Origin of the sequence: Alkanindiges hydrocarboniclasticus, assembly GCF_001982605.1 — a bacterium.
Classification (GTDB): Bacteria; Pseudomonadota; Gammaproteobacteria; order Pseudomonadales; family Moraxellaceae; genus Alkanindiges; species Alkanindiges hydrocarboniclasticus.
The window spans coordinates 1-26,973 of sequence record NZ_MLCN01000008.1 but is presented as its reverse complement, the minus strand read 5'-3'; the positions used below and the strand labels follow the sequence as shown (position 1 = coordinate 26,973).

At 46.4% G+C, this 26,973-nt stretch carries 28 protein-coding genes; 15 read left to right on the top strand and 13 right to left on the bottom strand.

Going from position 1 to position 26,973, the window contains the following annotated elements; all coding sequences use genetic code 11:
• Positions 1 to 49: 49 nt before the first annotated feature.
• Both BKE30_RS03300 and BKE30_RS03295 read right to left on the bottom strand, forming a co-directional pair.
• Complete coding sequence (locus BKE30_RS03300) at positions 50 to 724, bottom strand: SDR family NAD(P)-dependent oxidoreductase (RefSeq protein ID WP_076877238.1); 675 nt, start codon at positions 722 to 724, stop codon at positions 50 to 52.
• Complete coding sequence (locus BKE30_RS03295) at positions 724 to 1,494, bottom strand: SDR family NAD(P)-dependent oxidoreductase (RefSeq protein WP_076877446.1); 771 nt, start codon at positions 1,492 to 1,494, stop codon at positions 724 to 726. Before BKE30_RS03295 ends, BKE30_RS03300 begins: the two co-directional genes overlap by 1 nt.
• Before the next feature lie 306 nt (positions 1,495 to 1,800).
• Here BKE30_RS03295 and BKE30_RS03290 point away from each other — a divergent pair, with 306 nt between their 5' ends.
• Positions 1,801 to 2,454 carry a glutathione S-transferase N-terminal domain-containing protein gene (locus BKE30_RS03290; RefSeq protein WP_076877237.1) on the top strand — a complete coding sequence of 218 codons (654 nt, stop codon included), beginning with the start codon at positions 1,801 to 1,803 and terminating at the stop codon, positions 2,452 to 2,454.
• Between the two features lie 77 nt (positions 2,455 to 2,531).
• Here BKE30_RS03290 and BKE30_RS03285 read toward each other — a convergent pair whose 3' ends face one another.
• From BKE30_RS03285 to orn, 4 genes are all read right to left on the bottom strand, one after another.
• On the bottom strand, positions 2,532 to 3,047 hold the full coding sequence (locus BKE30_RS03285; protein WP_076877236.1) for a hypothetical protein: 516 nt from the start codon (positions 3,045 to 3,047) through the stop codon (positions 2,532 to 2,534).
• Positions 3,048 to 3,204: 157 nt separating this feature from the next.
• Positions 3,205 to 3,939, bottom strand: a complete 735-nt coding sequence (locus BKE30_RS03280) for a Bax inhibitor-1/YccA family protein (protein WP_076877445.1) — start codon at positions 3,937 to 3,939, stop codon at positions 3,205 to 3,207.
• 74 nt (positions 3,940 to 4,013) lie between these two features.
• Entirely contained in the window at positions 4,014 to 5,171 is a 1,158-nt protein-coding gene (locus BKE30_RS03275) for a GGDEF domain-containing protein (RefSeq protein ID WP_076877235.1), read from the bottom strand.
• Between the two features lie 222 nt (positions 5,172 to 5,393).
• Positions 5,394 to 5,942, bottom strand: coding sequence for an oligoribonuclease (orn, locus tag BKE30_RS03270; RefSeq protein WP_076877234.1), 549 nt, complete (start codon positions 5,940 to 5,942; stop codon positions 5,394 to 5,396).
• Positions 5,943 to 6,628: 686 nt separating this feature from the next.
• Between orn and rsgA the strand changes: the two genes are divergently transcribed.
• From rsgA to BKE30_RS03245, 5 genes are all read left to right on the top strand, one after another.
• Complete coding sequence (gene rsgA / locus BKE30_RS03265) at positions 6,629 to 7,678, top strand: small ribosomal subunit biogenesis GTPase RsgA (protein ID WP_076877233.1); 1,050 nt, start codon at positions 6,629 to 6,631, stop codon at positions 7,676 to 7,678.
• A gap of 170 nt (positions 7,679 to 7,848) precedes the next feature.
• Positions 7,849 to 8,256, top strand: coding sequence for a rhodanese-like domain-containing protein (locus BKE30_RS03260; protein WP_076877232.1), 408 nt, complete (start codon positions 7,849 to 7,851; stop codon positions 8,254 to 8,256).
• 65 nt (positions 8,257 to 8,321) lie between these two features.
• Positions 8,322 to 8,591: a glutaredoxin 3 gene (gene grxC, locus BKE30_RS03255; RefSeq protein WP_076877231.1), complete on the top strand. Its 270-nt coding sequence runs from the start codon at positions 8,322 to 8,324 to the stop codon at positions 8,589 to 8,591.
• A 60-nt stretch (positions 8,592 to 8,651) separates the two neighbouring features.
• Positions 8,652 to 9,116, top strand: a complete 465-nt coding sequence (gene secB, locus BKE30_RS03250; RefSeq protein ID WP_076877230.1) for a protein-export chaperone SecB — start codon at positions 8,652 to 8,654, stop codon at positions 9,114 to 9,116.
• A 168-nt stretch (positions 9,117 to 9,284) separates the two neighbouring features.
• On the top strand, positions 9,285 to 10,085 hold the full coding sequence (locus tag BKE30_RS03245) for a YdcF family protein (RefSeq protein WP_076877444.1): 801 nt from the start codon (positions 9,285 to 9,287) through the stop codon (positions 10,083 to 10,085).
• An 83-nt stretch (positions 10,086 to 10,168) separates the two neighbouring features.
• Here the strand turns inward: BKE30_RS03245 and coaBC are convergent, their stop codons facing one another.
• The gene (gene coaBC, locus BKE30_RS03240; RefSeq protein WP_076877229.1) at positions 10,169 to 11,452 is read right to left on the bottom strand and encodes a bifunctional phosphopantothenoylcysteine decarboxylase/phosphopantothenate--cysteine ligase CoaBC; all 1,284 of its coding nucleotides are present in this window, start codon (positions 11,450 to 11,452) and stop codon (positions 10,169 to 10,171) included.
• Between the two features lie 222 nt (positions 11,453 to 11,674).
• Between coaBC and radC the strand changes: the two genes are divergently transcribed.
• Positions 11,675 to 12,355 (top strand): RadC family protein, encoded by a 681-nt coding sequence (radC, locus tag BKE30_RS03235; RefSeq protein WP_076877228.1) that lies wholly within the window; start codon positions 11,675 to 11,677, stop codon positions 12,353 to 12,355.
• Positions 12,356 to 12,381: 26 nt separating this feature from the next.
• Positions 12,382 to 13,287: a bestrophin family protein gene (locus BKE30_RS03230; protein ID WP_076877227.1), complete on the top strand. Its 906-nt coding sequence runs from the start codon at positions 12,382 to 12,384 to the stop codon at positions 13,285 to 13,287.
• Between the two features lie 21 nt (positions 13,288 to 13,308).
• Here the strand turns inward: BKE30_RS03230 and BKE30_RS03225 are convergent, their stop codons facing one another.
• On the bottom strand, positions 13,309 to 14,157 hold the full coding sequence (locus tag BKE30_RS03225) for a PHP domain-containing protein (protein WP_076877226.1): 849 nt from the start codon (positions 14,155 to 14,157) through the stop codon (positions 13,309 to 13,311).
• 47 nt (positions 14,158 to 14,204) lie between these two features.
• Here BKE30_RS03225 and BKE30_RS03220 point away from each other — a divergent pair, with 47 nt between their 5' ends.
• The 4 genes from BKE30_RS03220 (at position 14,205) to mnmC (ending at position 17,742) form a co-directional block, all read left to right on the top strand.
• Positions 14,205 to 14,825 (top strand): inner membrane-spanning protein YciB, encoded by a 621-nt coding sequence (locus tag BKE30_RS03220; protein ID WP_076877225.1) that lies wholly within the window; start codon positions 14,205 to 14,207, stop codon positions 14,823 to 14,825.
• Positions 14,826 to 14,857: 32 nt separating this feature from the next.
• Entirely contained in the window at positions 14,858 to 15,154 is a 297-nt protein-coding gene (locus BKE30_RS03215) for a YciI family protein (RefSeq protein ID WP_076877224.1), read from the top strand.
• Positions 15,154 to 15,516 carry a hypothetical protein gene (locus tag BKE30_RS16275; protein WP_227518337.1) on the top strand — a complete coding sequence of 121 codons (363 nt, stop codon included), beginning with the start codon at positions 15,154 to 15,156 and terminating at the stop codon, positions 15,514 to 15,516. Before BKE30_RS03215 ends, BKE30_RS16275 begins: the two co-directional genes overlap by 1 nt.
• Positions 15,517 to 15,675: 159 nt before the next feature.
• Positions 15,676 to 17,742, top strand: coding sequence for an FAD-dependent 5-carboxymethylaminomethyl-2-thiouridine(34) oxidoreductase MnmC (gene mnmC / locus BKE30_RS03205; RefSeq protein ID WP_076877223.1), 2,067 nt, complete (start codon positions 15,676 to 15,678; stop codon positions 17,740 to 17,742).
• Positions 17,743 to 17,771: 29 nt separating this feature from the next.
• Here the strand turns inward: mnmC and BKE30_RS03200 are convergent, their stop codons facing one another.
• Entirely contained in the window at positions 17,772 to 18,086 is a 315-nt protein-coding gene (locus tag BKE30_RS03200) for a rhodanese-like domain-containing protein (protein ID WP_076877222.1), read from the bottom strand.
• A gap of 95 nt (positions 18,087 to 18,181) precedes the next feature.
• Here BKE30_RS03200 and BKE30_RS03195 point away from each other — a divergent pair, with 95 nt between their 5' ends.
• Positions 18,182 to 18,670, top strand: coding sequence for a YajQ family cyclic di-GMP-binding protein (locus tag BKE30_RS03195; RefSeq protein WP_076877221.1), 489 nt, complete (start codon positions 18,182 to 18,184; stop codon positions 18,668 to 18,670).
• Positions 18,671 to 18,699: 29 nt separating this feature from the next.
• Positions 18,700 to 19,200: a DUF4442 domain-containing protein gene (locus BKE30_RS03190; protein ID WP_076877220.1), complete on the top strand. Its 501-nt coding sequence runs from the start codon at positions 18,700 to 18,702 to the stop codon at positions 19,198 to 19,200.
• Positions 19,201 to 19,286: 86 nt separating this feature from the next.
• Here the strand turns inward: BKE30_RS03190 and BKE30_RS03185 are convergent, their stop codons facing one another.
• From BKE30_RS03185 to BKE30_RS03175, 3 genes are read right to left on the bottom strand one after another with little or no spacing between them, the layout of a single operon-like run.
• On the bottom strand, positions 19,287 to 19,706 hold the full coding sequence (locus BKE30_RS03185; protein ID WP_076877219.1) for an acyl-CoA thioesterase: 420 nt from the start codon (positions 19,704 to 19,706) through the stop codon (positions 19,287 to 19,289).
• A 12-nt stretch (positions 19,707 to 19,718) separates the two neighbouring features.
• Positions 19,719 to 20,138, bottom strand: coding sequence for a thioredoxin TrxC (gene trxC, locus BKE30_RS03180; RefSeq protein WP_076877218.1), 420 nt, complete (start codon positions 20,136 to 20,138; stop codon positions 19,719 to 19,721).
• Between the two features lie 24 nt (positions 20,139 to 20,162).
• Positions 20,163 to 21,050: an alpha/beta hydrolase gene (locus BKE30_RS03175; protein ID WP_076877217.1), complete on the bottom strand. Its 888-nt coding sequence runs from the start codon at positions 21,048 to 21,050 to the stop codon at positions 20,163 to 20,165.
• 203 nt (positions 21,051 to 21,253) lie between these two features.
• On the opposite strand from BKE30_RS03175, the gene BKE30_RS03170 reads away from it, so the two are divergent.
• Complete coding sequence (locus BKE30_RS03170; protein ID WP_076877216.1) at positions 21,254 to 21,589, top strand: TIGR01244 family sulfur transferase; 336 nt, start codon at positions 21,254 to 21,256, stop codon at positions 21,587 to 21,589.
• 153 nt (positions 21,590 to 21,742) lie between these two features.
• Here BKE30_RS03170 and BKE30_RS15955 read toward each other — a convergent pair whose 3' ends face one another.
• Positions 21,743 to 26,914: a beta strand repeat-containing protein gene (locus BKE30_RS15955; RefSeq protein WP_454464554.1), complete on the bottom strand. Its 5,172-nt coding sequence runs from the start codon at positions 26,912 to 26,914 to the stop codon at positions 21,743 to 21,745.
• Between the last annotated feature and the right edge of the window lie 59 nt (positions 26,915 to 26,973).

Genomic DNA, 26,973 nt, shown 5'->3' with positions numbered 1-26,973 from the left:
TATTCAATTGCATTGACTTGCCCCTTTATAAAATTAAACAACTTAAAAATTAGCGATACAGGCTCAATTCCTGACTCCACGCTGAACGGGGTTGCTGATAAATGTGCCAGCAGGTTTGTGCAATGGCCTGCGCCGTTTGCATATTTTCAGTGCTCCAGCCTGATAACGCCATATAACAACACTGTATTCCCTGCGGCTGAAACTCGCGGGCTAGTGACTGAAATAACGCCCGGTTACCCGCCTGTAGCGCTCCATCTGCCAGCCAGCCTGAGTCTGGTTCACTGGCATGCATTGAACCGAGGGCAATAAACTTTCCCTGCTGACGGGGCAGCATAGATTTAATGGCATGTTGCGCAATAGTAATGGCACTTAAACCAATGTCCTGCCAGCGTTGCTGGATGTATTCCGGAGTTAAATCAGTACTGGCAATTTCAATAGGTGTCGCAGGCTGGAATACCACCAACTCAACCACATGGCCAGCTTGTTTAATTTTTTTAAATAACTGTACCATGGCTTTAGGGTCAATCAAATTTGCATTCACACTGGTGAGTTGGTTCAAAGCCTCATGGTGCAGCGTGTTATATTGCTGGCTATGGCTCACTTGATACAGCGCCAGTTTTTGACTTTGTGCCTGTGGCAGCAATGCCTGGGATAAGGCCTCAACATGAGTGCCGATAACTACTATACAACCCTGTGATGATTTTTTTCTTCTGAAGATATTCATTAAAATTTCTCACTATAAGGCCGTAAATCCAGCTCGTGCGTCCACAATGGTTTAGCCTGCTGATGCAGCATCCAGTAGTTTTCGGCAATGGCTTCAATATTCAAGCCGCCCCCGCCTCGCGTTTGACGCAGCATACGGCCCAAACCAAACACAGCTTGATTAATACGCTCTCCATCCACCATGCCATCAACCACCACATGCGCAATATGAATATTCTGCGGATTTAATTCTTTTGCCAGTCCTTGCGCATACGCTCTTAGTGCAGCCTTGCCTGTGGTAAATGCCGCAAAATAGGGCTTGCCGCGAATTGAGGCACTGGCCCCGGTAAAAATGAGGGTTCCCTGTCCCTGCTGTTGCATGGTTTTAACCGCTTGCTGGCCCACCAAAAAGCCTGATAAAAATGTCAAACGCCACATGCTGTCAAAAAAGCTCAGGCTACTTTTTAAAAACCGCGATGGCATATTACTGCCTACATTATGGACTACCAGAGCAATGGCCTGCTGACGGGCGTGAATATGGCTGAATAATGCCTCTACCTGACTGACTTTAGTGGCATCCAGAATATAACTTTCTGCCTGCCCACCAGCCTGCTGAACTTCGGCAACCACCCGATCCAGCTTTTCCTGCGTGCGCCCTACCACATAAACCAGCAGGCCTTCTCGGCCAATACGGCGGCTCACTGCAGCGCCAATCCCCTGTGATGCACCTACGCCAATTACGACTGCACAACGCTGGCGGATTACCGCTTGTGTTAACGTTTTAGTATTCATCATTTATCTATCCATACTGCTAGACCTGACCCGCTTCAACATTTGTGATGTGCGGTTTTACTGCGATCAGCAACTGGGTGAGTCAAGCCGATTATTAAGTACTTTTAGTTCCAAAAAGGAACTTATAGCAGAGTTTTCGAGCAAACAATATGTATTATTGTCAGGGCCGGATTAATACACCTGATGCCACATAAGCGAGACTTTGCTGATGATGAAAAAATGGCCGTTTAGGCACACGTGATTAAACTTGATATTCAAAAAGCGACGCGCTATATCTTTAACGATAGAAAATACTCTGGTATCAACATGACAACAGGCACGCAAGCACCTATCCAGCTTTTTTATTTTCCTACGCCCAATGGCCATAAAATCACCATTGCACTGGAAGAAATGCAGCTTCCCTATGAAATACAACTGGTTGATATCCGCAAGGGTGACCAGTTCAAGCCAGCGTTTCTGGATATTTCACCCAACAACCGGATGCCTGCCATTATTGACCCCAATGGGCCGGATGACCAGCCGATTTCCATTTTTGAATCTGGTGCAATCTTGCAATATCTGGGTCGTAAAACTGGTTTATTTTATCCGCAGGATGAACGCCAGCGGATTGAAGTCGAACAATGGCTGATGTGGCAAATGGGCGGCTTTGGCCCCATGCTGGGACAAAACCATCACTTCAACCGCTTTGCCCCGGAAAAAATCCCCTATGCCATTAACCGTTATGTGGATGAAACCAAGCGCCTGTATGGCGTGCTAAACCAGCGACTGGCAGACCGTGATTATGTGGCTGGTGAGTACTCCATTGCTGACATGGCCATGATTGGCTGGGCCTTAAGCTGGGAATGGCAGGATATTAGTATTGCTGAATATCCGCATGTAAACGACTGGATTGAGCGTCTAAAAGCACGTCCTGCGGTGCAGCGTGCTTTAGCGCAAAAAGACAAAATTATGGATTTATAAAAGCATGAATTCAGCTGTATAAATACACCGCAGCCGTATATAAATTACTGCTGCGGGCAAGTAAAACCAGTAGCTGCTTAGCGCTGTCCCTGTACCACATTAATCAAGGCATCCAGCAAAGCCTGCTGATGCTCAATACATTGGGGCACCAGTTTTTTATAGGCCTGATCCAGTTGCACCATGGCAAAGCCTTCCTTCCAGTACGGAAATTTATCTGCCAATGCTTCGGTCACCAGCCCTTCATAATGTGAGGCATTCACAATCAGCGACAAGGTGTTCATCGCATCAGCACCAGCCAGTGCATTAAAATCAATACCATGCTTTTTAAACAGGCGCACACGATCTTTTTTATACAGTATTTTTTTCGCCTGAAAGTCATTTAAGCCAAATGCAGCAATAGTGGCTTGTTGCAGCATTTCTTCATAATGCTGGTATAACAGACTAAATGCCGTGGTATAAGTGCTGGCCTCGTTGGACTTATTCAGGTTATTACGGATAAAGGACTGCGCCTCTTCATCCAGCGCGGTTTGCTTTAAACTGTTTAAGTAAGTAATGGCCTGCTCTGGCGAGTTGTTGGATAAATCAGATGTCATGCGCTTTGTTTTCCTCGCCCCGGGCTTTGGTTAGCACGAGAAGCTCTACAGAATAAATAATATAAAGATGGCCCATTGTCGCACATTTACTCCGTCATCAATAAAAAAGCCTCAAAACATTTCTGTCTTGAGGCTTACTGATGACATCAATACGTTCTTAGTTGGAACGGATAATACCCAGCAGGCGCAGGAATGAAATATACATCCATACCAGAGTCGCCAGTAGCGCAACGCCACAAAACCACTCCATGTATTTAGGCGCTTGGTATTCAGCAGAGCGCTCAACCAGATCAAAATCCAGAATCAGGTTTAATGAAGCAATTACCGCCACAAAGGCCGCAAAGCCCAAACCAATCATGCCGTTTTCAAACAGGAATGGAATGCTGTTTCCAAATGCCAGTACCATGATCCACTGCACCACATATAAAATTACAATGGCCAGCGTGGCAGACAGCACCACGGCCTTGAATTTTTCAGTGGCCTGAATAATTTTAGCCTTGTATAAGCCGAGCAAACCAAAGGTGGTCACAAAGGTCGCAGCCACAGCAATCAGTGGCAAGCCCGGAAAACGGTATTCATAGGCTGCCGAAATACCGCCCAGAAACAACCCTTCCAGTACCGCATACGGCAATGCCAGACTACTACTGGTTTGTGGCTTAAATGCCATAATCAATGCCAGCACCAGACCGCCAATTGCCCCAACAATGGCACCCAGCATGGCAGGACTATTGGTATAGCCAAGGTTTAAACAGTAAAAATAAAACACCAGTGCAATAGCTGTGGCCACGCCTGTCATCAGGACCGCTTTGTTGACTGCCCCGGCAACCGTCATCGGTTCGGTGTAGGCCGCATCAAACGTGACCTTTTTAAACATGGGATTATTACTTTGCATCTTCATTCTCTTTATTCAGTTGCATCACAGATTTTACAGATTACAGCATGGATTCATCATCATTATATGAAGAGTTAAGTGCGAATTGTATTTAAAATTGAAACCACTTGGTTGCGGCCCTGATGCTTGGCCTCATACAGGTATTTATCAGCCTGACGTACAATTTTATCCAGCTGATAACCACACTGCTCGCTGCAACTCACCCCAAAACTTGCAGTCACCTGCAAACGCTGGTCATGCTCATCACTCACATAGGCATTGCTAATGGCAACCCGGCAGCGCTCTGCAATAATTACCGCCTGTTCCAGTTCAGTCTGGCTCAGCACAATCAGGAACTCCTCGCCCCCATAGCGCCCGACCTGATCGGCTTTACGCAAGGTGCTTTGCAACGTGGCTGCTACCACTTGCAGGGCTTTATCACCAATTGCATGGCCATGCGCATCATTGATTCTTTTAAACAAGTCAACATCCAGCAATACCACAGACACCGGAAAGGCCAGATCAGCGTTTTGCTCGAGCGAGGCTTCCAGACAATTTGTAATGGCACGACGGTTGTATAAATTGGTCAGGCTGTCAGTAATACTGATATGGTGAATATTGCGCTCACGCTGCCGCCAGCGAATGAAGAACAAGTCACAAAACCCGAAGATAGTAATAAAATGCGGCAGGGCAAAATAAATCATGCACAGCAAATAAAACGGACGCGCCTTAAACTCATAAAAAAATTCAGGCTTGAACAACGGACCATACGGAATATGACCGTAGGCACTTAATGCCGATAGTGCAATGATCAGCACGGCCGCGGTGCCAAAAGCAGCATAGACAATATGACGCTGGAACAGCACAAAGCCAAACAGTGGTGCGCCTGCCATGACCAGGCCGGTAGTAATATTGGACAGGCCAATGGTATAGCCCAGAATCACCAGAGAAATTGCATAGTAAAACGTGCTGATACAGGCAAATAATTGCTGTGCCCATTCCTTGTCCTTTACCTGCTTGCCAACATAGATCAGCACACTGGTTAAAAAAATCAGGAACGGCAAGCCCCATTGCAGCGTCATTAAGATGTCGTAATTAATATATTTGCTGGGAAAATAAGTCTGGTACACCTGAAATAACCAGTAGTGCACTAAAATGACCGTTAAAATAATTAGAACCAGCAATGACTTGCGTACCGGCGTCCAGTCCAGCACATCGTCAAAATACCTTACAATGCTATTGTTAAATCCCATAACACTGTCCTCATTAGCGTGGGACAACTAAATGGTTAAACTTGCCAGACTGTTTTTAATACAGTTTAACTGGCATAAAATTAACCGCTACTTCCATGTAGCCTTGACAATAGCGTTCTGATGAAATTTTGTCTACTAAATCATTAGACTTACGACAAACTGTGATAAAAGTCAGATAACATACGCATAAATGCCAATATGCTATCTGCCTAGTTTTAGTGATTAATTGATTCTAAAAAAATACTCACGGTAGTATTTGAGTTCGCGAATCGAATCACGAATATCATCCAGTGCCAGATGGGTTGCCTGCTTTTTCAGACCCGACATAATCTCGGGACGCCAGCGGCGGGCCAGTTCTTTAACTGATGACACATCCAGATTGCGATAATGGAAATATTGCTCAAGTGCCGGCATTTCGCGATGCATAAAGCGGCGATCCTGACAAATGGAATTGCCACACATTGGTGATTTTTTGGGGTCAACCCATTTTTTCAGGAAAGCAATGGTTTGCGCTTCGGCATCCTGACTGGTCAGGGTACTACGGCGTACCCGTTCAACCAGACCAGACTGCCCATGCTGACGGGTGTTCCACTCATCCATGCCGTTAAGTACCTGATCGCTCTGATGCACAGTCAGCACCGGCCCTTCTGCCAAAATATTCAAATGCTCATCAGTAACAATGGTAGCAATTTCAATAATATGATCACGGTCGGTATCCAGGCCGGTCATTTCCAGGTCAATCCATATTAAGCGCTGATCGCTGCTACTCATCGTTGTTGCATCCACACTGTCTTGCTGTAAAGACGCTATATTAGCAAACTCACAGGTCTTGCTAAATCAATAAAAAAACTTCACAACAATTCATTGATTTAAATTACTTTATTTAAACACTTGCAGCGTTATTAAAACTTTTGACTTACTTTTTCAGTAGCACCCGTCTTTTTCAATAATGTTGGCAAAAGATCAGAATGTGCAGTTATTGACCGAACTGACCAATGAAATGAATTTTTCGGCCAATTCATTGTGGTTTATATGCGCTATACTTAAAATGGCTATAAATTTATCAAAATAACTATTTTTTAAAACGTCAAGTGCTTATTTCTTATTGTAGACAAACTGTCCAGTCACTCCCTGCTACTTTGCAGTGCTAAATTTTCGGCTATATTAATGGTCCCTGTTCTGTTGCCTGCTCTTAGCGGTGGGCAATTGAAGGACCCCGCGCCGAAAGGTGCGGGGTTTTTAGTTTTAGGCCATTGCATTTTTTGTCCTGATAAAAATCAGTTTTGACCATCAATACTATAAAAATAATTGAACCAGACTTGCATGTCATCCCAGCCATTTACCTTCTTCGCCGATAAATCTTACCTGCTCGATTAATTAGAACGTATACTAATAAACACTTTTTCACAGTAATCCCCAACGGGACTGGATACTTATAATGGAGCTTTTTTAGGCTTATGGCTTTAATCCGCAAACGTCGCCTGACTGAACAACAGGAACGCCGCATGCAGGCACAGCAGGAACGCCGCCAGCATGACCTTGATGACAGCCAGCAGCTCGAAGGTCTGGTTGTCGCGCATTATGGCCGCCAGCTTGAAGTGCAGGCTTTATCAGTCCCCGAACAACAAATACCGCCTGTCGTCAATGATGGTGAACCTGAGCCATTCTGGCGTCCGGTGGTGGAAGGCGAAGTCTGGCGCTGTCACACCCGTACCAATCTGGAATTGCTTGTGACCGGTGACCGGGTACGCTGGCAGGCTGACAGCAACACTGGCCTTGGCGTGATCAATGCCATGCATCCACGTTCTTCCCTGCTTACCCGCCCGGATCGTTACCACAAGGTGAAACCGGTCGCAGCCAACGTTAGCCTGATTGTGATTGTATTTGCGCCGTTGCCTGTGCCTTCGCCCTTATTAATTGACCGTTATCTGGTGGCTTGTGAGCAGGCAGGCATCAAGCCGTTGCTGGTGCTGCACAAATCTGACCTGTTAAAAGAAAATGATGAGCTATACCAGTTGCTTGATGAATATCAGGCCTTGGGCTATGAAACCCTGATTACCAGTAAAACCCATGGACTGGACAACCTGAAAGCCCGGCTGGCAAACCAGACGGTGGTTTTTGTAGGTCAATCCGGCGTTGGTAAGAGTTCGCTGATTAATATTCTGGCACCCAATGCACTGCAAAAAACCAATATTATTTCCGAAAATTCGGCGCTGGGCCAGCATACCACCACCACCACCAAGCTGATCCCCTTACCTGAGGGTGGCGCACTGATTGATTCACCCGGTATCCGTGAGTTTGGGGTATGGCATCTGGATGTGGATGCCATTCGGTCTGGTTTTGTTGAAATGCAGGATTATTATGGCACCTGCAAGTTTCGCAATTGCCTGCACCGACAGGAACCGGGCTGTGCACTGCTGGCGGCCAGTCAGCGCGGTGAAATTCTGGAACGCCGCTTGAAAAGCCTGAATCGGCTGGAAGCTGAAGTTCGCGACAACGAAGGCTAACTGGTCTGATTAATCCGTGTCTGATCCTGTAATTTAAAATAGTCCCTGTTTTTATGATCAGGTCTGCATTCATGCGGTAGGCCTAAAACAAAGCAATCATATAAAACCCTGCAAAAAAGCAGCAGATTATCGGTATACTGTGTGCAATTTTAGATGTAATCAGGTGCACTGTGGAACGCTGGCTAGAGTTTATGCAAAATCATCCCTTTCTATTTGGAATTCTGGGGGTGTTGATTGTTTTGTTTTTTATCCTTGAAAACCGTCGTAGCGGCCACAAGATATCTCCTCAGTCCCTTGGCGTTTTAATTCAGCGTGAAAATGCTTTATTAGTTGACTTGCGTGATGCAAAGGACTTCAAGGCCGGACACATTAGTGGAAGCCGTAATATTCCATTCAGCCAGCTTAAAAATCATGTTGAAGAGCTGCGCGAGAGTGACCGTCCAATTGTCATGATTTGCAACATGGGTCAGGTGGCAGGTTCTGCTGTACAAATGATTGCCAATGCCAAATGCTATCGTCTGGACGGTGGCATCAGTAACTGGAAGGCTCAGGGCTTACCGCTGGTCAAGGCACGCTAACCGTTTTTGACGGCTGCTGGTTTTGACAACATAGAAATTAAATAGAAATTGACTGGAGTACGATCATGAGTGCCAATGTTCTTGTTTATACCACAACAGTTTGTCCGTACTGTGTCCGTGCAAAACAGTTACTACAGCGCAAGAATATTGCGTATGAAGAAATTGACCTGAACAAGGAACCCAGCGAAGTACGTTCCGAACTGATGGCACGCACCAAGCATCGTACTGTACCGCAAATTTTTATTAATGATCAGTTTATTGGGGGCTTCGACCAGCTCTATGCGCTAGATAAACAGGGCAAGCTGGATGAAATGTTGAACGCCAATAATGGCTAATCGGCTTAGACCGATTTTTTACTGCAACACGTTTAACGAAACTAGATTAGGGATATTTTTATGAGTGAACAACAAGCTCAACCACAACTGGCACTTGAGCGTATTTACGCCAAAGATATTTCATTTGAAGTACCAAGCGCTAAAGTATTTACCAAGGAATGGCAACCTGAATTAAATATCAACCTGTCGTCCAGTGCTGAACAAATTGATACCACCCATTATGAAGTGGTTTTAAAAGTCACCGTCAGCGCTGAAAACCAGCAGGAAACTGCGTTTATTGCAGAAATCCAGCAAGCCGGTATTTTCCTGATGGAAAATATTGATCAGGAACAACTGCCACAACTGCTTGGTGCCTATTGCCCAAGTATTTTGTTTCCATTTGCCCGTGAAGCCATCAATGATATCGTGACCAAAGGCAGCTTCCCGCAATTGCTGCTGGCACCCATCAACTTTGATGCAGCCTTTGCTGAAAATCTGGCGCGCGCCCAGCAGGAACAACAGCAGGCTGCCACTGGTAATGCTTAAGCAGTATGATTAGGGCTGATCTTAAAGCCACTAAAAGCCACAGTTTTGCTGTGGCTTTTTTATATCAGCAAGATTAGAACCTATGAGGAAATGTCTAGGTAATCTTTAATCCATGCTAATGACTTTAACAAGTTGATGCTAAAAAAAATGATTCTAAAAAAGAAATTTATGACAAATGATAGTGCCTACAGCCGTTTACTGCCCAGAGCGTTATTGCTGATTTTAGGCACAGTATTGCTTCTGGACAGCTTATATTTACTCATCCAGAAAAAACTGCATATTGGTATTGTCTTGCCACTACTCATTGGTACTGGCTTTATTACTTATGCCGTTCTGTGGGACAAAATTCATCATTGGCTGAATCAGCATATCCGGATCAAACGGTTATGGAAAACTGGCTGGTGCCTGTTTTTAGTATGGTGTGTGAGCTTGGGCTGGTTTGCCCTGAAAATTCATGAAAATATGAACCACGTCATTGATAGCACACCTGTCAAAGCAATCATTGTGCTGGGCAGTGGGGTTGAAAATGGCAAGCCATCCGCAGCCTTGGCAAAGCGACTTGATGCTGCTGTACCAGTAGCAAAAATTTCGCCGCATGCCTTGGTAATCTTAAGTGGCGGGCTTGATTTTGGCGAACAGGAAACTGAAGCTGTGATTATGGCACGCTATCTTGGGCAGCATTATGCAATTCCCGTGTCACGCATGGCGCTGGAAGATCAAAGCACCAGCACCGAACTTAACCTGAAAAACAGCAAGCGCCTACTGGCACAGCACCATATTGCCCTGACCGATCCAGTGGCGATTGTCACCAGTGATTTTCATACCATTCGTGCAGCAGCCATTGCCAGAAAACAGGGCTATACGAATGTCACCATGATTAGCGCCCCAACGCCATTATTGATCCGTTATAACGCGTGGTTACGCGAGTATTTTGCTTTTCTCAGTGGCTGGGTTTTTAATGAATATTAAAAGTAAATCAGGCCTAAGCAGTAAACCCTGACATTTACCTTATCGAGTGCTTAGTATAAGGGTCAGCGCAAGGCAAAAACGTGCTAATGCGCTGACTGCGCCTTAGCAATACATTCCACCAGTTGCCATGCAATTTTTGATTTGGATGCCTTGTCCAGATGTTGTTGCGATAGATGATAGTGTTCAGCAAAAAATACCGTCATGGCATTCTGGTCACTGCCAAAGCCAATGTCGGAACGGGACACGTCATTCACCGCAATCATGTCCAGCTTTTTGCTGACCAGTTTACTGCTGGCATATTGTTCCATGTGCTGGGTTTCGGCCGCAAATCCCACCATAAACGGACGTTTTTCCTGCTGGGCCACTGTTGCCACAATATCCGGGTTTTTGACCAGTTGAATAGTCAGCTCGTCACCCGCTTTCTTGATTTTATGGGGTGACACTTCGGCTGCGCGATAATCAGCCACCGCAGCCGTTGCAATAAAAATATCACAGCCCTGATTGACTACTTTCAAGCACACGGCCAGCAATTCCTGCGCCGAACTAATATCAATACGCTCAATGCCTTGCGGCGTTGGTAAAGTCACCGGGCCTGCAATCAGGGTAACCTTGGCCCCTGCGTCACGGCAGGCCTCAGCCAGTGCAAAGCCCATTTTTCCCGTGCTGTGATTGCTCACATAACGCACCGGGTCAATGGCTTCGCGCGTGGGTCCAGCGGTAATCACCACATGCTGGCCTGCCAAAATTTGTGACTGATGTGTTGATTGACCTAAAGGCTGGCTGTTTATAGCTTGAAAATAATCTGCAACCTGTGCAGCCAGTGCCTCAGGTTCCGGCATACGGCCTAGCCCGACATCACCGCAAGCTTGCTCACCAGCATCCGGCTGGATCATCTGCATGCCATAGTCAGTTAAGGTTTGCAGGTTACGCTGGGTTAGCGCATTAGCCCACATTTGCTGATTCATGGCTGGGGCCAGCCAGACTGGTGCCTTGGTCGCTAGCACCAGTGTGGCTAACAAATCATCAGACATGCCGGCGGCCAGTCGCGCGACAGTATTGGCACTGGCCGGTGCAATTAAAATCAGGTCGGCCCAGCGCGCCAGTTCAATATGGCCCATGCCTGCCTCGGCAGCCGGGTCAAGCAAGCTGGTATGTACTGCATTACCGGACAGGGCCTGAAAGGTCAACGGCGTAATAAACGCCTGAGCACCCTGAGTCATCACCACGCGCACATCAAACCCGGCTTCCTTGAGGCGGCGTACCAGTATGGCGCTTTTATAGGCAGCAATTCCGCCCGTCACACCCAATACAATTCGGCCAGTAGTCTGGCTTGCCTTAGGGGTGGTGGCGTTCTGGCTTAATGTCATGCTCATGCTGTTTTCCCGTAGCTGTTTTTCGCACCTGCAACATGGCGCACACAATAGCATTAAAGTATTTTTTACCCAAATAAAACCTTGGCCCTATGGCCAGCATTCATATTAAAATCCCTGCGCCTTTAAAAAGCGGCAATAGACAGAAATCAAAGATTTTTATAAACAGAATGACAAAGAACTTCATCGCCATGATGATAACAAGCCAATGGAATAAACATGAGTATTAAATGCTGGCCTGCCTCTGAACGCCCACGGGAACGACTGCTAAAACAAGGGGCAGCAGCTCTGTCAGATGCCGAACTGCTGGCTATTTTTCTGCGCACCGGTAGCGCCAGAGCCTCTGCCATTGAAATGGCCCGCACCATGATTGGCGAATTTGGCAGCCTGTTTGACCTGCTGAATGCCAGTCAGGAGCAATTGCTGGCCTGTCATGGTATGGGTGATGCCAAGGTCGCGCACCTGATGGCCGCACTTGAGATGGGCCGGCGTTATGTTGGTCACCAGTTGCAGCAACATCACCAGTTAAATGAACCAGCACTGGTCAAACAGTATTTTTCCCAACAGTTACGGCATGAACCCCGTGAGGTATTTGCAGCCATGTTTCTGGATAGCCAGCTGCGCCTGATCCAGTTTGAAAAAATCTTTTATGGCTCTATTACCCAGTGTAGTGTGCATATTCGGGAAATCATGCGGCTGGCGCTCACGCATCGCGCTGTTAACCTGATTGTGGCGCATAATCATCCGGATGCACCAGCGCAGCCTTCCCCGGCTGACCGTCAACTCACCCTGCAACTGATGCAGGCCTGCCAGCTACTGGATATCAGGCTGGTGGATCATGTTATTGTGGGGCAGGATATGGTTTTATCCTTTGCTGAACAGGGCTATATGCCGGTTTAATTTTTACAGGACAGGTTTTTAATCGCATGATTGTTCGTGAACGCCCCAATTCGCTGAGGCTGCTGCTGGCCATGCAGGGCTCAATATTGCCACAAATCATGCCGCAGCTTTTGACAGTGATCGGCTTGTCTGCGCTGCTGTTGGGACTCAACCACTGGGCGATTCACCCACTGGCTGATGTGCCAATTGCTGCGTTCTCACTGATTGGCCTGACCTTGTCCATTTTTTTGGTGTTTCGCAACAATGCCTGCTATGAACGCTGGTGGGAAGCCCGCAAGCTGTGGGGTCACCTAATTGCACAGGTCCGTCATCTGGATCGTAATAGTCAGTTGTTACCCGCCATACCGCGTCAACAGCTAATGCAGTATGTACTGGTATTCAATTATGCCTTGCTGGCCAGACTGCGCAACATACCGCTGTCTTCCCGCACTCAACAATGGCTTAGCCCTGCCCAATATCAGCTTATACAGCAGCACAACAACGCGCCCCAATATGCCTTGGTGCTGGCACATGATGTACTGATGCAAAGCCTGCATCAGGGTAAACTGAGCGATATTTGCTATGTGCAACTCAATAATCATATCAGCGAATGTGCCAGTGTGCAGGCTGCCTGTGACCGGATTGTGTCCACACCCTTGCCCTTTGCCTATTCACTGTTGTTGCACCGCACTGCCTACCTGTTTTGCCTGCTATTACCGTTTGGTTTGGCGCATAGTCTTGGTTTTTTTACCCCATTGGTGGTTGGTCTGCTGGCCTATACCTTCTTTGGGCTGGATGCCCTGGGCAGTGAGTTAGAGGAACCGTTTGGACTGGAAAAAAACGACCTGCCACTGGATGCGCTGCTGCGTACCATGGAAATTGATATTTTAACGGGCTTAAATGCCATTGATATTCCTGCGCCGCTACAACCCGTCGATCATGTGCTAACCTGATGAAGGCCTGACCCAGGCAGGCTAAAACTGCTCCCAGACCCCACGCTGGTTTTCCTTCACCGCAGGTACATGACCCAGTTTTAGCCATGGCATATTATTGCCATGAAAATCACTGGCAACCGATACCGCAAGGTCATGCTGGGCAATCAGGTAATCTATCATGGCGCGGGTAGCTGGTGGCTCAACAGCTGATGGTAGCTCAATGGCATGCCCACCCAGACTTTTAAACAAACCTGCCAGATAACGAATATGCGTGGCCGACAAGCCATAGCGCGTGGGATGTGCCAGTACAGCCTGTCCGCCACTGGCATTAATTACCTCAAGCACCTGTTTTAGGTCTGCCCATGCCAGTGGGATAAACGCACTTTTGCCTTCCTTTAAATAATGGTCAAAGGCCTGTTGCTGGCGTGCCACAATGCCTTTTTGTACCAGCCAGCTGGCAATATGCGAGCGGGTCACACCTTCTGCCCGGCCATCAGCCAGTGCCAGCACTTCAGGCCATGGATCAGTCTTGGTTACTTTTTCCAGTTTTTGACAAATTTGCTGCGCCCGTACGGCCCGAATCTGCTGCTGCCCGGCCAGTAGCTCCTGCAAGGGTGCCAGATTTTTTGGGGCCAGCGCCACAATATGTACGCCAAACGGATTTTTTTTATTGGGCTTGTACCACTGGCTGGAAACTTCCACCCCCTCAACCAGCGTGATGCCATGTTCCGTGGCAGCCAGCCGTGCTTCAGGCAGGCCATCCAGTGTGTCATGGTCAGTCAGTGCCAGCATGTCCACATGACTGCACCTTGCATGCTCCATGAGTGCCGCCGGTGACAAAGTTCCATCAGAAAAATGGCTGTGGGTATGTAAATCCATGCGTTGCATATTCTATACTTTCGGCACTTTAACCTTGACTTGGCTGACACTGTAGCATGAAAGCCCTATTGGACTATGTTCCATTAATTATATTCTTTTACTTCTACAAAACCACAGATCCGGCGGATCGCACTCACCCCCTGTTGCAGCTTGTTGGCAGTACCGGCGCGCCTGATAACAACAACATTCTGGTGGCCACCTGTGCCCTGCTGATTTCAACATTGGTGGTATACGGTACGCTGCTGGTGTTTCAGAAATTCCGTCTGGAAAAATCGCAATGGTTTGTGCTGGCCATGACGGTAGTTTTTGGCGGTATCACCCTGATGCTGAGTGATGATTTTTATATTCGACTTAAAGCCGTCATCATTAACGTGGTATTTGGTTTTGGCTTCCTGCTCAGTCCGATGCTGATGAAAGACCGTAAGCCTCTTATCCAGCGCCTGTTTGGGCCAGTGTTTGAGCTTGATGACCGCAACTGGAAAAAGTTAAATCTGGCATGGGGCCTGTTTTTCTTTTTCATGGCATCACTGCATATTTTCTTTGCTTTTATCCTTTTTAATGGCAAATACTGGGGCGAATTTACTGCATTCGGCGATATAATTGTCATGTTTAGCTTCCTGATTGCCCAGATGGTCATCCTGAGAAAATACATCAAGATTTCCAGCAACGGATCTTAGTCACGCCACTGATTGAATACCTGAGAAACCACATGCCTTTATTTGCCATTCACTGCACTGATGCCCCTGACCAGCTGGCCAAGCGTCTGGAAGTTCGCCCGCGTCATCTGGAACGTCTCAAAGCCCTTCATGAACAGGGCCGGGTGGTTCTGGCAGGGCCATGTCCCAAAAATGCAGCAGATACCGCGCAGGGTTTCTACGGTAGCCTGCTGGTGCTGGATTTTCCGGATCGTGCCAGTCTGGATGCATGGCTGGCCGAGGAGCCGTATTTGCTGGAAGGTGTGTATAGCCAGATTGACGTTAAGCCCTTTATCAAGGCTTTACCCTAATGCCATTACGCAATCTTACTAAGGTGCTGGCTAGCTGGCTGCTGTTATTGGGATTATTGCTCAGTACGTATACCAGCGCGGCGCCTGCGTCTAGCGGTATTGTCATTAATCAGCAACTGCACCAGCAAATCCAGCAAAACACTGCCCGTCTGGCCCAGCTGGAACAGGCCAATCAGAATGCGCTAGCCCGTAATCAGGAGCTGCAACTGATGAACGATAACCTGACCGTTCAGGTACAGGTGTTGCAAAGTGAACGTAGCGCACAAATGTTTTTGTATGGCGCGGTCACACTGGCTGTTGGCGCTTTTATTGGCTTTATTCTGGCCAACTATATTTTAAGCAAACGCACTCGCCGCTGGTGATAGGAACGAGAATAGGTTAAGCGAGGCGTAAGTGAAGGTACAAGAGGATACATCGAGCATCGCTCAATCTGTGCGCAAAGCAGGTATCCGTAAAATGACTGCACCTTCGCTTGGCCCACTCTGGTTTTAAACTGTTTAGCCTTTCTTTTTTAGGATGTTATGCCCGTGCCCTCCAGCCTGACTGCTCCAATCCTGTATGCTGACCTCGACTGGATTGTAGAGGATGGTGTTGAAATCCCGGTCTCCCGGCAATTTGGCGACGTGTATTTTTCCAAAGCCAATGGACTGGCTGAAACTCGTCATGTCTTCCTGCAAGGCAATGAACTATCTGGACGGCTGGCACAGCTTCAATCGCATCAGTATTTTTGTGTTGGCGAAACCGGCTTTGGCACGGGCCTGAACATTCTGGCACTGTGGCAACTCTGGCAACAGTGCCGACCCAATAACCATAGTCGCCTGCATGTCATTACGGTAGAAAAATTTCCACTATCACATAATGACTTACAGCGCGCTTTAGCTGCATGGCCTGATCTTGCTCATTTATCCAGTCAGCTCATTGCCCAATATCCACCCGCCCTGCCCGGCTGTCACCGGCTGGTATTTGCCGATGAACGATTTTCCATTGACCTGTGGCTGGGTGATGCAACGGACTGCCTACCGGTTATTCAAAGCAGTCATGCGGTTGATGCCTGGTTTATGGATGGCTTTGCGCCCAAGTGCAATCCAGAACTCTGGCAGGAAAATATCCTAAAACACCTGATCCGGCTTTCTGGCCCTGGCACCACCTTTGCCTCATTTAGTGTGGCAGGTGTGGTTAAACAGGGTTTACGCCAGTTTGGCATTAAAGTGACCCGGCCAGCCGGTTTTGGCCGCAAACGTGAAATGCTCAAAGCATGGTGGCCTGCACTCGGAAAAAATCAAGCATTGCTTGATCCGAGTGCAAGGCCGAAAGCTATGCTTGAGGTACAAGAAATAGAAACGATTAATAATCTTTTCCCGAGTGCAAGCCCGAAGGCTATGCCTGAGGTGCAAGGATTAGAAATCCGAGACCAACAGGTCATATTGAAACCAACAAAAACCCTGCCTAAAATTGCCATTATTGGGGCTGGCATTGCCGGGTTATCTATGGCGCATGCCCTGGCAAGCCGGGGCTATGCCTGTGATTTGTATGATCAGGAACAGCCGCTGGCCGGCGCATCCGGCAATCCACGCGCCCTGCTTGCACCCAAGCTGGTTTCCCTGTCAAAATTTGCTGGCAACCTGCTTAATCTCGGTTGTTTATTTAGCCTGCGCTACTGGCAGCAATTTGCCCATGTGGTTGAGAAAACCGGCATGTTGCATATGCTGGACAAGCGTGCTGAGCAGGAACTGGAGAAAGCCAGCGCTTACCATCACGACATCATTGAAGGCTTATCAGCGTCACAAAGCAGTGCACACCTGCCAAGTGAAACTTCCGGTACTTGGTCTGGTATCTGGTTTAAACAGGCCGGATTACTAAACCCGCATGCGCTGGCTCAAGTAATTTTAAAAAATCCGGCCATTCAGTACTCTCAGGCAGAAATTGTCCAAATAAAAGCAGTAGAAGAAAGTTTAGGCGAAACATCAGTCATTGCACCGCCATTAACAGCCTCGCAATGGCAGCTTATCAATAGCCAGCAGGAAATTTTGGGACGGTATGATCACGTGGTGATTTGCAGTGCACTCAATAGTTCGCTGCTATGTGACAGTTTGCCTATATTAAAGCCAATCCGTGGGCAAGTGTCATGGTTTATTAAACCCGGCAACCTAGCTGCTTTGCCTATGCCCATGACTTATGGTGGCTACATGGCTCAACTGAACCAGCCCGAACACGAGGCGACTGTGTTGCTGGGCGCCTCATTTATCCGGCAGGATGCCAAAACTGATATCAGACTTGCCGACCATCAGCACAACCTTGATTTAATCACGGCCATTGCACCAGCGCTCGCCGATAGATTTCCGGCAATTACCACGTGGCAAGGGCGAGCCGCCATTCGTGCCCAGTCTCCTGATTACTTACCGCTTGCAGGCCAGATTGCAGGGTATGCTGGCTTATGGACACTAACCGGACTGGGTTCCAAGGGCTTTAGCTTTGCACCATTGTGTGCAGAACTACTCTGTGCCCAGTTGCTGGGTGAAGCCTGGCCATTGTCAGCACACATTGCTACGGGCATTGATCCAAATCGCTTTGTTCAAGCCCGTAAATAGAATGTCCCTTAATAATCCTTAATGAATTATTACTGGCTTTGCTCAAGCTGCATACCAGCAGCCTTGGCAGCACGAGTACCACCCATCAGTACCACGATATCGCGGTTTTCATCAAAAGAATGCAGTAGCTCCGCTGCACGGGGTGCCTTACTGCCACCACCACACAACACATAAATTGGCTGACCAGTATCAATCTGGCTTAACTGATCCGCAGATAAATCATTAATAGGCTGGTTGACCGCACCCTTAACGTGCCCTTCTGCAAAAGCCTTGGCATCCCTTACATCCCAGATCACAGCATTTTCCGGGAAATCAAAGGTCGTAATTTCAAGCTTGCGAATCATTTATACACTCCTTGACTACAATCAGCACTTGGCAAAAACTTCAATACCACCTAGCATTCTTACAATAATTTTCCACTCAATGTAAAGGATAAATCATGCCGTCATTTGATATTGTATCGGAATTGGAAATTTTTGAAGTCAACCACGCGGTTCAGAACACCCAAAAAGAAATCCAGACCCGCTTTGACTTCCGTGGTTCTGAAGTCACTATTGAGCTTAATGAAAAAGCCAAAGAAATCAAGATCAGTGCCGAAAGCGACTTTCAGGTTGAACAGGTTTACACCATGCTGGAAAACCATTTTCACAAGCGCAAAATAGACCTGCAAAGTCTGGATCCGCAAAAAATGACTGCTTCAGGCAAGCACACCATTCAGGTGATCAAGCTCAAAGATGGCCTTGATTCTGATACTGCCAAGAAAATCAACAAAGCAATTAAGGAAAGTGGTATCAAGGCACAGTCTTCCATTCAGGGCGACAAAATCCGGGTGACTGATAAAAAACGTGATACCCTTCAACAGGTCATGGCATTTCTAAAAGAACAGCAATTTGGCCTGCCACTGCAATTTAACAATTTTAAAGACTGATTTTAACTTCACAATTCCGGGGAAATTTTATGAGCAAACCTAACCGTATGATGAAAGTGGTCAATGCCACTGCCAAGCTGCCAGAACCTGTTCGCACTTTTGCCATTTCCAAAGCATTTGGCACGATTGTACCCATGGTAGGGACTGCCGGCATTCGCTATGAGCATGTGACCCCGGATAAAGTCGTGGTCAGCATTAAAAACAAGCGTCCGATGCAAAACCATATTAAAGGCCTGCATGCTGCTGCCATGGCCTTGCTGGCCGAAACAGCCACTGGTTTTGTGGTTGGCCTGAATGTCCCGGACAACCGCATCATGCTGATCAAATCCCTGCATGTGGACTATAAACGTATTGCCAAGGGCGACATGACAGCCACCGCCACCCTAAGCGACGAACAGCGCCAGTATATTGCCGATAATGAAAAGGGTGACCTGATTGTGCCCATTACCGTAGTCGATGAATCTGGCCAGTCACCAATTCAATGCAGTATGAACTGGGCCTGGCTTCCCAAGAAAAAGAAACAGGCTTAAGCTTTACAGCTTCAGTAAAAAAAGCTGCCAGATCATAATATGACTGGCAGCTTTTTTATTAGCACTTTTGCAGTCCCTCTTGGACTTTACTGCGGAATGGCCCGTTTTTTACCAGACTCATCAATCGCTACATAAGTAAATACACCGTTTGTCACCAGTACCGGATTGTCAATATCATTGGTTTCCCATACTTCAACCATAATTTGCATTGAAGTCGTGCCAGTTTTGATCACTTGCGTATAACAGCCCAGCACCTGCCCAACCTTTACCCGCACATGAAACACCATGTTATTAATGGAAATCGTAGCTACCCTGCCCTTGGAAACCTGATGCGCATGCACTGCACCAGCCAAATCCATTTGCGATACTAACCAGCCACCAAACACATCACCATTCCAGTTGGTATCGGCTGGCATGGCAATCACTTTTAAAGACAGCTCACCAATTGGTTTTATTGCTGTCTTTTCTGTTACAGCCTGCTGTTGGCCTATTGGGGTTTGCTGCATTGCACCTTTCCTTTACTTAAATTCTGCCAGCCACTGCTGGATTTGTGCTGAAGTCATGGCTCCTGCCTGCCGTGCGATTTCCCTACCCTGCCTGAATACAACCAGCGTCGGAATACTGCGAATGGCAAACTGCTGGGCTGTGATAGTGGCTTGCTCGGTATTCACCTTAACAAACTGAATATCACTTACCTGTCCAGCTGCATGCTCAAAATGCGGTGCCATCATCTTGCAGGGGCCACACCATGACGCCCAGAAGTCTACCAGTACCGGTAATTCAGTAGAACTGGTAAATTGCTGAAATGTTTGGTCATTTAACTCTACCGGTTTGCCATTTAACAAGTATTCATGGCAGCGGCCACATTTTGGAGCCTCAGTTAGACGGTTTTTTTCCAGCCGGTTTTTTGCCAGACAATATGGACAGCTAACAATCATGATCTTATCCTGTTCATAAACCAGTTAACCAATATGTTTCTTTAAAAAAGCCAGTTGCACCCGAATGCCTTCCTCAAACCAGCGCCCCTGCAACAAATCAAAATGCCCAATGGGCCATTCCAGATATTCAACCTGCTTAATCTTTGCTGCTGCCTTACGAGTTGCAGATAGTGGAATCAGGCTATCCTCTTGCGCAGCAAAAATTAGCGCTGGACATGGTACCCTGGCTGCTTCCTTGGTCGGCCGGTACTGATTAATTGTAATAATAATGCGTGCTGGCACCAAACCGACCCAGCTACTGCCTTTGGGCACCATCTGCATGTAACCTTCATAACAGTCATCGCCAGTCAGGCAGCGTACACCCTGCTCAGCTACTACTGGAATACGAACCGGATCACGGCCAATCTTGGAACCTGCCAAATCCTGCAAGGCCAAAGCTGTGGCGCGCGGCAGCAAATGCTTGGGATACATCATGGCGCTGGCAAATCCATCCACATGCGGCACCAATCCAATAATGGCAGCAATACCTTTCTCCCGCGCTGCAGTAGTAATCACATGCCCGCCACTCATGGACATACCCCACAGTACAATGCGTGAAGTATCCACATCCTTACGCTTTTTAACCTGCCCTAGCACGGCTTTCCAGTCTGCCACATGGTTGGGTGCTGACACCAACTCACGGGGCTTTCCAGTACTGCCGCCAAAACCCCGGTAATCAAACAATATCACTGCATAACCGGCCTCAGCAAATGCTGTTGCAGTATCCGGTAAACTAAACTTGCGTTCTCCTGCAAATCCATGCGCCATAATAATCACCGCAGGTTTGCGTACCTTGGCAGGTCGATAAAAATCTGCTCCCAGTGTTTCCCCGCTGCTTTTTAAAAATAATGGCTCTATGCTGTACTGGCCCATTTATTATCCCTCTGTCCTAGAAGTGTATGCCTAAAAATCGATGGCTCATGGTTTTTAGTCCCTGTTTTCCAGTTACAGTATAGAATAGAAGATTCATCATTTAACCAGTTACAAACATTTTTTTGCTGAAAATTATTTGTTGATATTGTCTTAACTTAGGTACAGTTTAGCTATCTTATTTTTAAATCAATGGAGAATAAACCATGACAGAGCAAGTGGGTTTTGCAGGACAGCTTTATCCAGAACATATGCCCGAAGTCACCCAAAAAGGCTTTAAATCTTTAATCAATAACCGACCAGATTTTGAAGGGGGTAATGACCAGCCCACCAGCGCCCAGCTTGAAGAAGCTGCACGCAATGCCGGAATTGACTATGTATTTCAGCCCATAGTAGCTGGACAAATCAGTCAATTGGATATCGAAGCCTTTGCCCGCCATTATAATGAACTACCCAAACCCATACTGATGTTTTGCCGTACTGGAAACCGCTCCAGCAATTTATATCAACTAGCTAAGCAAATGGATTTACTGGATGATTAGATTTGGCTTTGTTTTATTGATTGCGTTTACAAGTTTAACTGCTTGTCAGAATATGCAGGTTCGACCTACGGCAACAGTTAGTGTTGGCACAGGTTTATAAATTTCAGGCAATAAAAAACGGCTCACTGGGAGCCGTTTTTTATTGCTCAAGGATTAAGGACAACCATTCGTTGTGCCATATGGACTATTCAGGTTAGGACCAAACGTACCATCAGTGCTGTAATCACCAGCAAGCGATGGTAACCCTAAGTCATAAACTGTTCTATTTGGCAAAGAGGCCACTGTAGAAGTTGCCCCAATGCGAACATTTAACCATTGTGCATAGATTTTTGGATAGCGAATAGTAAAATCAAACTTACCTTCTGCATCTGTAGTATAGGTAGCTGTAGAACCTTGACCAAGGAAAGTTGGTACTTTCACAGGAATATTCGTTACCTCTCCATTTGTTACAGCAGTACCTGCTGCGTTTGCAAAACATAGGTTTGCATTGTTTGATGTAGTCGTTGCTGGGAAGTCATCACTAATATTAGCTGGAGTACCGTTATTATTCATTGGTACAGTGCTACCTGCAGGAAGGTAAACATTAGCATTGCTAAAATCATAGTACTGATCGCCAGGACCTACCCACTTAGCTGCGTTATCCCCACCCACTACTGGTGCAAGTGCCCAAATGTAGCGACCCTTAATATATGCTAAAGGTGTAATATCAAGTGATACTTCCTGCTTAGCCAATGGCCGACCATCAAAATCGACCACACTTGCAGACATATTACGTGTGTAATAAACCCCATCACTTGATGCACCAATCTCAGTCGGATTAACACCAATGACAATAGAAGCAACAGGCTGCTGAATAACTGATTGAACAACATTGACTTGAGAAACTTGAGATATAGCAGCATATCCCTCTTCACTCAGTCTAGCTGTTAAGGTTAAATCATCAGCCGCAAATTGCGTGGCAGTGTAAGTTTGACTACGTGTGGTTTCATCCACTTTGACTCTAAATGTCGCTCTACCGTTTTCATCAGTCGTTAGGCCAGAAGGCCCTACAATAATAGCGCCATTACGCACAAAATCATCAATGCCAAGGGTTACGTATTTTCCTGCAACACCACCACCATTACTATCAATGACAGTTACAGTCACATCACTAATATCATCACGCACATTGAGCGTTGGCTTAGCTGGCGAAAGGCGTAGGCTATAGCGTGATGGTAACTGATTTCCAGCTCCCCCCGTATTAGAAACGACGTTCAAGCGACTAATTTGTGTCGTTTCTACGCCATCGCCATCAATATTGCTTGCATCGAGTAAAATACCGCTTGCAACCAGCAAATCTTGATCAAATCCTGATGAAGGAATACGTACCTTATAGAAACCACGACCAAGCTCATCAGTCGTCACAGTTTGTGGCTCCGTTGCAATAACTGAACCATTGGCAGTGACAATTACAGTGCCTGCTGTATTACGAGCCGTTAAAGTAATCTTTTTATTTTTTACAGGCTGATTGTTTCTATCTAGCAGAGAAACAACTACTAATGTTTCATCTCCCTCAACATTTAAAGTGGTTTTGGTAGGGCTAATATCAAAATGATATACGCTCACTTTATCCTCAACTGCTAGCTTCAAATCAGGACTATAACGCTTATTACCATTAGGTAGCGTTACCGAGGTCTTAATCGTTAAGCCATTATTCAACAACTCATCAATTTGAGCCTGATTTGTCTTGGCAGGCAGTGTAATCTTAAAGCTGACATTACCACTTGCATCGGTAACTGCATTGAATCCGCCTTCAACATTAACACCGCCATTAACCGCTACATTATTAACCACTAATGTTACTGGCTGAGATTTTAAAGGCGCACCTTTGTTATCAACCAGTTTAGAAGTAATGGTTACCGTATCCCCAGCAATCAACAATGAAGGCTTGGATGGTGTTAAAGGTAAAAGGTTATAAGTTCCAGCAGGCACCCTCACGTTAATTTTGCCCACTTGATTTACTGAGTTACCATCGTTTTGATTAATAGTATTTACTGCATAGGTTAGCCCATCTTTGATCAAATCATTGTCTAGCTCACCATTAGCAATACTCACAGTAAAGTACACATACCCTTGACTATTGGTGGCAGCTGAAGATTTATCCACACTCACCCGAGCATTTGTAGCATTTACTCCCCCTAAAGCAAAACTAATATCTTGATTAACGACAGGATTACCTGCAGCGTCAACCGCACGAACTGCAACAACTGTGCTACCTCCTGTACTGTCAATACTTTCAGCCGATGGTGTTGCTATTAGAGATTTTACTGCTAACGTTTGAGGGGCTTTTGCCATTACTTGCGTAGTTTGTTTAATCTCTGCACCGTTAGATTGCACCACAGAAGCAGTTAAACCAATGCCATTAGCAACTAGGTTATCAATCGCCTGCTGGCTTGCACCCCGGACATTAATCGTAAAGGTAACATTACCACTCGCATCAGTTTTTTGCTGGTAGACACCAGCAATAGTTACTCCATTTTGTGCGGCTGCTGCATCTAAACTCAGGCTAACAAACCGGTTCTCTGCTGGATTCCCACTTCTATCAATTACTTTAGTGGTGAGCGTAAAGCTGTCACTGTTGGCAATTACTTCACCTTTAGAGGTACTCACCTCTAAACGCTGTGCATCTGTAGCAATTGCTGCACTATTCGCGTAAAACTGAATTTTCGTACTTTGAGTGATTACTTTTCCACCTTCGGTATAACTCGCTGTTGCCTTAACACCCGCCAATAAAGCTTTAATTTGAACAGGTGTGAGGTTAGCATCAGCTGGCGCAGTATAGGTTATGGTAAATTTAGCTTCACCATTCACATCAGTGATATCAGATATATTCGTGCTCGGCGTTGCACTAATCGTCAAGCCTGCTGGAATATCGGCTAGCTCAAGCGAAATACCCTTACCAGCAAGTATTTCTCCTTTAGCATTGAAAGCTTTAACCTTAATCTCAGTACTGCCATTAACAGTCGTGGCTAGAGATTGTGAACTAACAGTTGTCAAGTAACTTACCGCAGTTGCGGCCACTTCTTCAGCAGCTTCCGATACCACACGAACGTTAGTGGTTTGGTTGATCGCTGTAGAACCATCACCTTGTACTGCTGAGGCTGAAATGGCGATGCCTGACGCAAGCAAAGCATCAAGGTCAGCTTGGTTTTGTACCAAAGCTTCTACTGTAACTTCTGCCTGACCATTTGAATCCGTTGTGACAACCGTCAAACCACCGGTCACATCTTTAAAATTGACTAGTCTAAATAAGATGTTATTGTCCACCGCAATGTTATCTAACGATAAAATCACTTGGCGATTAGCCACAGGTTTGCCATCTCTATCTTTAAGTGTCACTGTTGTTTTAAATGACTGTTTAGCGTTTAGCCTCAAAGAGAGAGCACCACCATTTTGAGTAGGTGATTGGCTCATTGCAGTCACCAGATCCATACGCTGGATATTTTGTTCATTTACATAAAACTGAACAATAGTACTTTGCGAGATTTTTTCATTAGTTGACTGTACTGTATAGCTAGCAGTTGCCTGAATGCCTGCAAGTAGCAACTTAATCTGCTCAGCAGTCAAATTAGATTTTGCTGTGTAAAGGATAGTAAATTTAGCTTCGCCTTTCGCATCAGTACTAACAATAACACCTTCTTGAGGTTTGATATTTCCATTGATTTTAATATCTAGACCACTAGGTAGGCCGGCTAAGTTTAAAGCTAATTTGATCTGTTGATTTGCTGCTGCAATACCTTTGCCACTCATTGTTTTAACAGTGACTACAGCTTCTCCGCCTGTAGTAGCAATAATCGCATTGGTGCTCATAGTTAAAGCAGTGGCTTCTTGAGAGAATACGTTCACTTTGGTGCTTTGGCTAATTGTGCCACTACCATCACCTTGCACCGCTGATGCACCAATGCCAATCCCTGATGCAATTAAGGCATCCAGTGTAGTTTGATTAGCGGCATTCACATTCAAGTTAACAACTGCCTGACCATTTGCATTAGTGCTAACAACGGTTGAGCCGCCTTTAGCACCAGCAATGCTCACACCATTTTGTAGTGCCGCTGGATCTAATGCAACGGTCACTTGACGATTAGCAATTGCAGCACCTTTGGCATCTTTGATGGTCACTGTGGTTTTAATAGTTTCAGCAACACCAATTTTGGCAGTCAGCGCAGCTTTATCCACAACCAAGTCCATGCGCTGGATGTTAACCTGATCCACATAGAATTGAATCACAGTACTTTGGCTAACAGGCTTGCCTGAGTTCGAGGTATATGTCGCTGTAGCTTGAATACCACCAAGTAAAGCGGTGATTTGATCAGCAGTTAAGTTAGTTGCTGCTGCATAAGTAACAGTAAATATAGCATTACCTGAGGCATCAGTCACTTTACTTGCTGCATCGGCAGTGATGTTTAAGCCAGCAGGTATTTTAGCAAGGTTTAACTTCACGGTCTTACCTGCAACTGCAACACCTTTGGCATTAAATGCTTTGACGGTAATGGTTGAGGTACCACCTGTAGTGGCAATTACGCTGCCGCTGTCAGTGGTCATATAACCCACTTCATTCTCAGCCGCTTCGGACAAAACGTTGATTTTGGTGCTTTGGCTAATCGTGCCACCATCACCTTGTACTGCTAATGAAGAAATGGTGATGCCATTAGTAAGCAGGTTATCAAAAGAGGCGGCATTGGCAGCATTCACGTTCAGTTTGATACTTGCCTGACCTTTGCTGTTAGTATAAACCAGTGCAGTACCACTCAAGTTATTGGCAAAGCGTACCCCCGCTTGGAATGCGGTATCGTTGAGTGCTAGTGCCACTTGACGGTTAACAATCGGTTGACCTTGCTCATCCCGCAATGTGACGGTAGTTTGAACCACTTGAGCCACGCCCACGTTGGCAACCAGTGCAGGCTTGTCAACCATCAGATCCATACGCTGGATGTTCTGCTGATTCACATAGAACTGTACGGTCGTGCCTTGAGTAATGGTCTTGCCTGCACTGTTGGTATAGCTGGCAGTCGCCGAGATCCCTGCAAGTAATACCTTGATTTGATCAGCAGTTAGACTCGATGCAGCAGTATAAGTAACAGTAAATATAGCATTACCTGAGGCATCAGTCACTTTACTTGCTGCATCGGCAGTGATGTTTAAGCCAGCAGGTATTTTAGCAAGGTTTAACTTCACGGTCTTACCTGCAACTGCAACACCTTTGGCATTAAATGCTTTGACGGTAATGGTTGAGGTACCACCTGTAGTGGCAATTACGCTGCCGCTGTCAGTGGTCATATAACCCACTTCATTCTCAGCCGCTTCGGACAAAACGTTGATTTTGGTGCTTTGGCTAATCGTGCCAC

What these genes read in the sequence shown, in the direction of transcription:
- BKE30_RS03225 (WP_076877226.1), bottom strand. Translation starts at nt 14,157, where the DNA reads ATGCAACGCATGGATTTACATACCCACAGCCATTTTTCTGATGGAACT.
- BKE30_RS03245 (WP_076877444.1), top strand. Translation starts at nt 9,285, where the DNA reads ATGACAAATGATAGTGCCTACAGCCGTTTACTGCCCAGAGCGTTATTG.
- grxC (WP_076877231.1), top strand. Translation starts at nt 8,322, where the DNA reads ATGAGTGCCAATGTTCTTGTTTATACCACAACAGTTTGTCCGTACTGT.
- mnmC (WP_076877223.1), top strand. Translation starts at nt 15,676, where the DNA reads ATGCCCGTGCCCTCCAGCCTGACTGCTCCAATCCTGTATGCTGACCTC.
- BKE30_RS03175 (WP_076877217.1), bottom strand. Translation starts at nt 21,050, where the DNA reads ATGGGCCAGTACAGCATAGAGCCATTATTTTTAAAAAGCAGCGGGGAA.
- secB (WP_076877230.1), top strand. Translation starts at nt 8,652, where the DNA reads ATGAGTGAACAACAAGCTCAACCACAACTGGCACTTGAGCGTATTTAC.
- BKE30_RS03285 (WP_076877236.1), bottom strand. Translation starts at nt 3,047, where the DNA reads ATGACATCTGATTTATCCAACAACTCGCCAGAGCAGGCCATTACTTAC.
- BKE30_RS03300 (WP_076877238.1), bottom strand. Translation starts at nt 724, where the DNA reads ATGAATATCTTCAGAAGAAAAAAATCATCACAGGGTTGTATAGTAGTT.
- radC (WP_076877228.1), top strand. Translation starts at nt 11,675, where the DNA reads ATGAGTATTAAATGCTGGCCTGCCTCTGAACGCCCACGGGAACGACTG.
- coaBC (WP_076877229.1), bottom strand. Translation starts at nt 11,452, where the DNA reads ATGACATTAAGCCAGAACGCCACCACCCCTAAGGCAAGCCAGACTACT.
- BKE30_RS03280 (WP_076877445.1), bottom strand. Translation starts at nt 3,939, where the DNA reads ATGCAAAGTAATAATCCCATGTTTAAAAAGGTCACGTTTGATGCGGCC.
- BKE30_RS03200 (WP_076877222.1), bottom strand. Translation starts at nt 18,086, where the DNA reads ATGATTCGCAAGCTTGAAATTACGACCTTTGATTTCCCGGAAAATGCT.
- BKE30_RS03170 (WP_076877216.1), top strand. Translation starts at nt 21,254, where the DNA reads ATGACAGAGCAAGTGGGTTTTGCAGGACAGCTTTATCCAGAACATATG.
- orn (WP_076877234.1), bottom strand. Translation starts at nt 5,942, where the DNA reads ATGAGTAGCAGCGATCAGCGCTTAATATGGATTGACCTGGAAATGACC.
- BKE30_RS03190 (WP_076877220.1), top strand. Translation starts at nt 18,700, where the DNA reads ATGAGCAAACCTAACCGTATGATGAAAGTGGTCAATGCCACTGCCAAG.
- BKE30_RS03230 (WP_076877227.1), top strand. Translation starts at nt 12,382, where the DNA reads ATGATTGTTCGTGAACGCCCCAATTCGCTGAGGCTGCTGCTGGCCATG.
- BKE30_RS16275 (WP_227518337.1), top strand. Translation starts at nt 15,154, where the DNA reads ATGCCATTACGCAATCTTACTAAGGTGCTGGCTAGCTGGCTGCTGTTA.
- BKE30_RS03275 (WP_076877235.1), bottom strand. Translation starts at nt 5,171, where the DNA reads ATGGGATTTAACAATAGCATTGTAAGGTATTTTGACGATGTGCTGGAC.
- BKE30_RS03215 (WP_076877224.1), top strand. Translation starts at nt 14,858, where the DNA reads ATGCCTTTATTTGCCATTCACTGCACTGATGCCCCTGACCAGCTGGCC.
- trxC (WP_076877218.1), bottom strand. Translation starts at nt 20,138, where the DNA reads ATGATTGTTAGCTGTCCATATTGTCTGGCAAAAAACCGGCTGGAAAAA.
- rsgA (WP_076877233.1), top strand. Translation starts at nt 6,629, where the DNA reads ATGGCTTTAATCCGCAAACGTCGCCTGACTGAACAACAGGAACGCCGC.
- BKE30_RS03195 (WP_076877221.1), top strand. Translation starts at nt 18,182, where the DNA reads ATGCCGTCATTTGATATTGTATCGGAATTGGAAATTTTTGAAGTCAAC.
- BKE30_RS03185 (WP_076877219.1), bottom strand. Translation starts at nt 19,706, where the DNA reads ATGCAGCAAACCCCAATAGGCCAACAGCAGGCTGTAACAGAAAAGACA.
- BKE30_RS03290 (WP_076877237.1), top strand. Translation starts at nt 1,801, where the DNA reads ATGACAACAGGCACGCAAGCACCTATCCAGCTTTTTTATTTTCCTACG.
- BKE30_RS03295 (WP_076877446.1), bottom strand. Translation starts at nt 1,494, where the DNA reads ATGAATACTAAAACGTTAACACAAGCGGTAATCCGCCAGCGTTGTGCA.
- BKE30_RS03220 (WP_076877225.1), top strand. Translation starts at nt 14,205, where the DNA reads ATGAAAGCCCTATTGGACTATGTTCCATTAATTATATTCTTTTACTTC.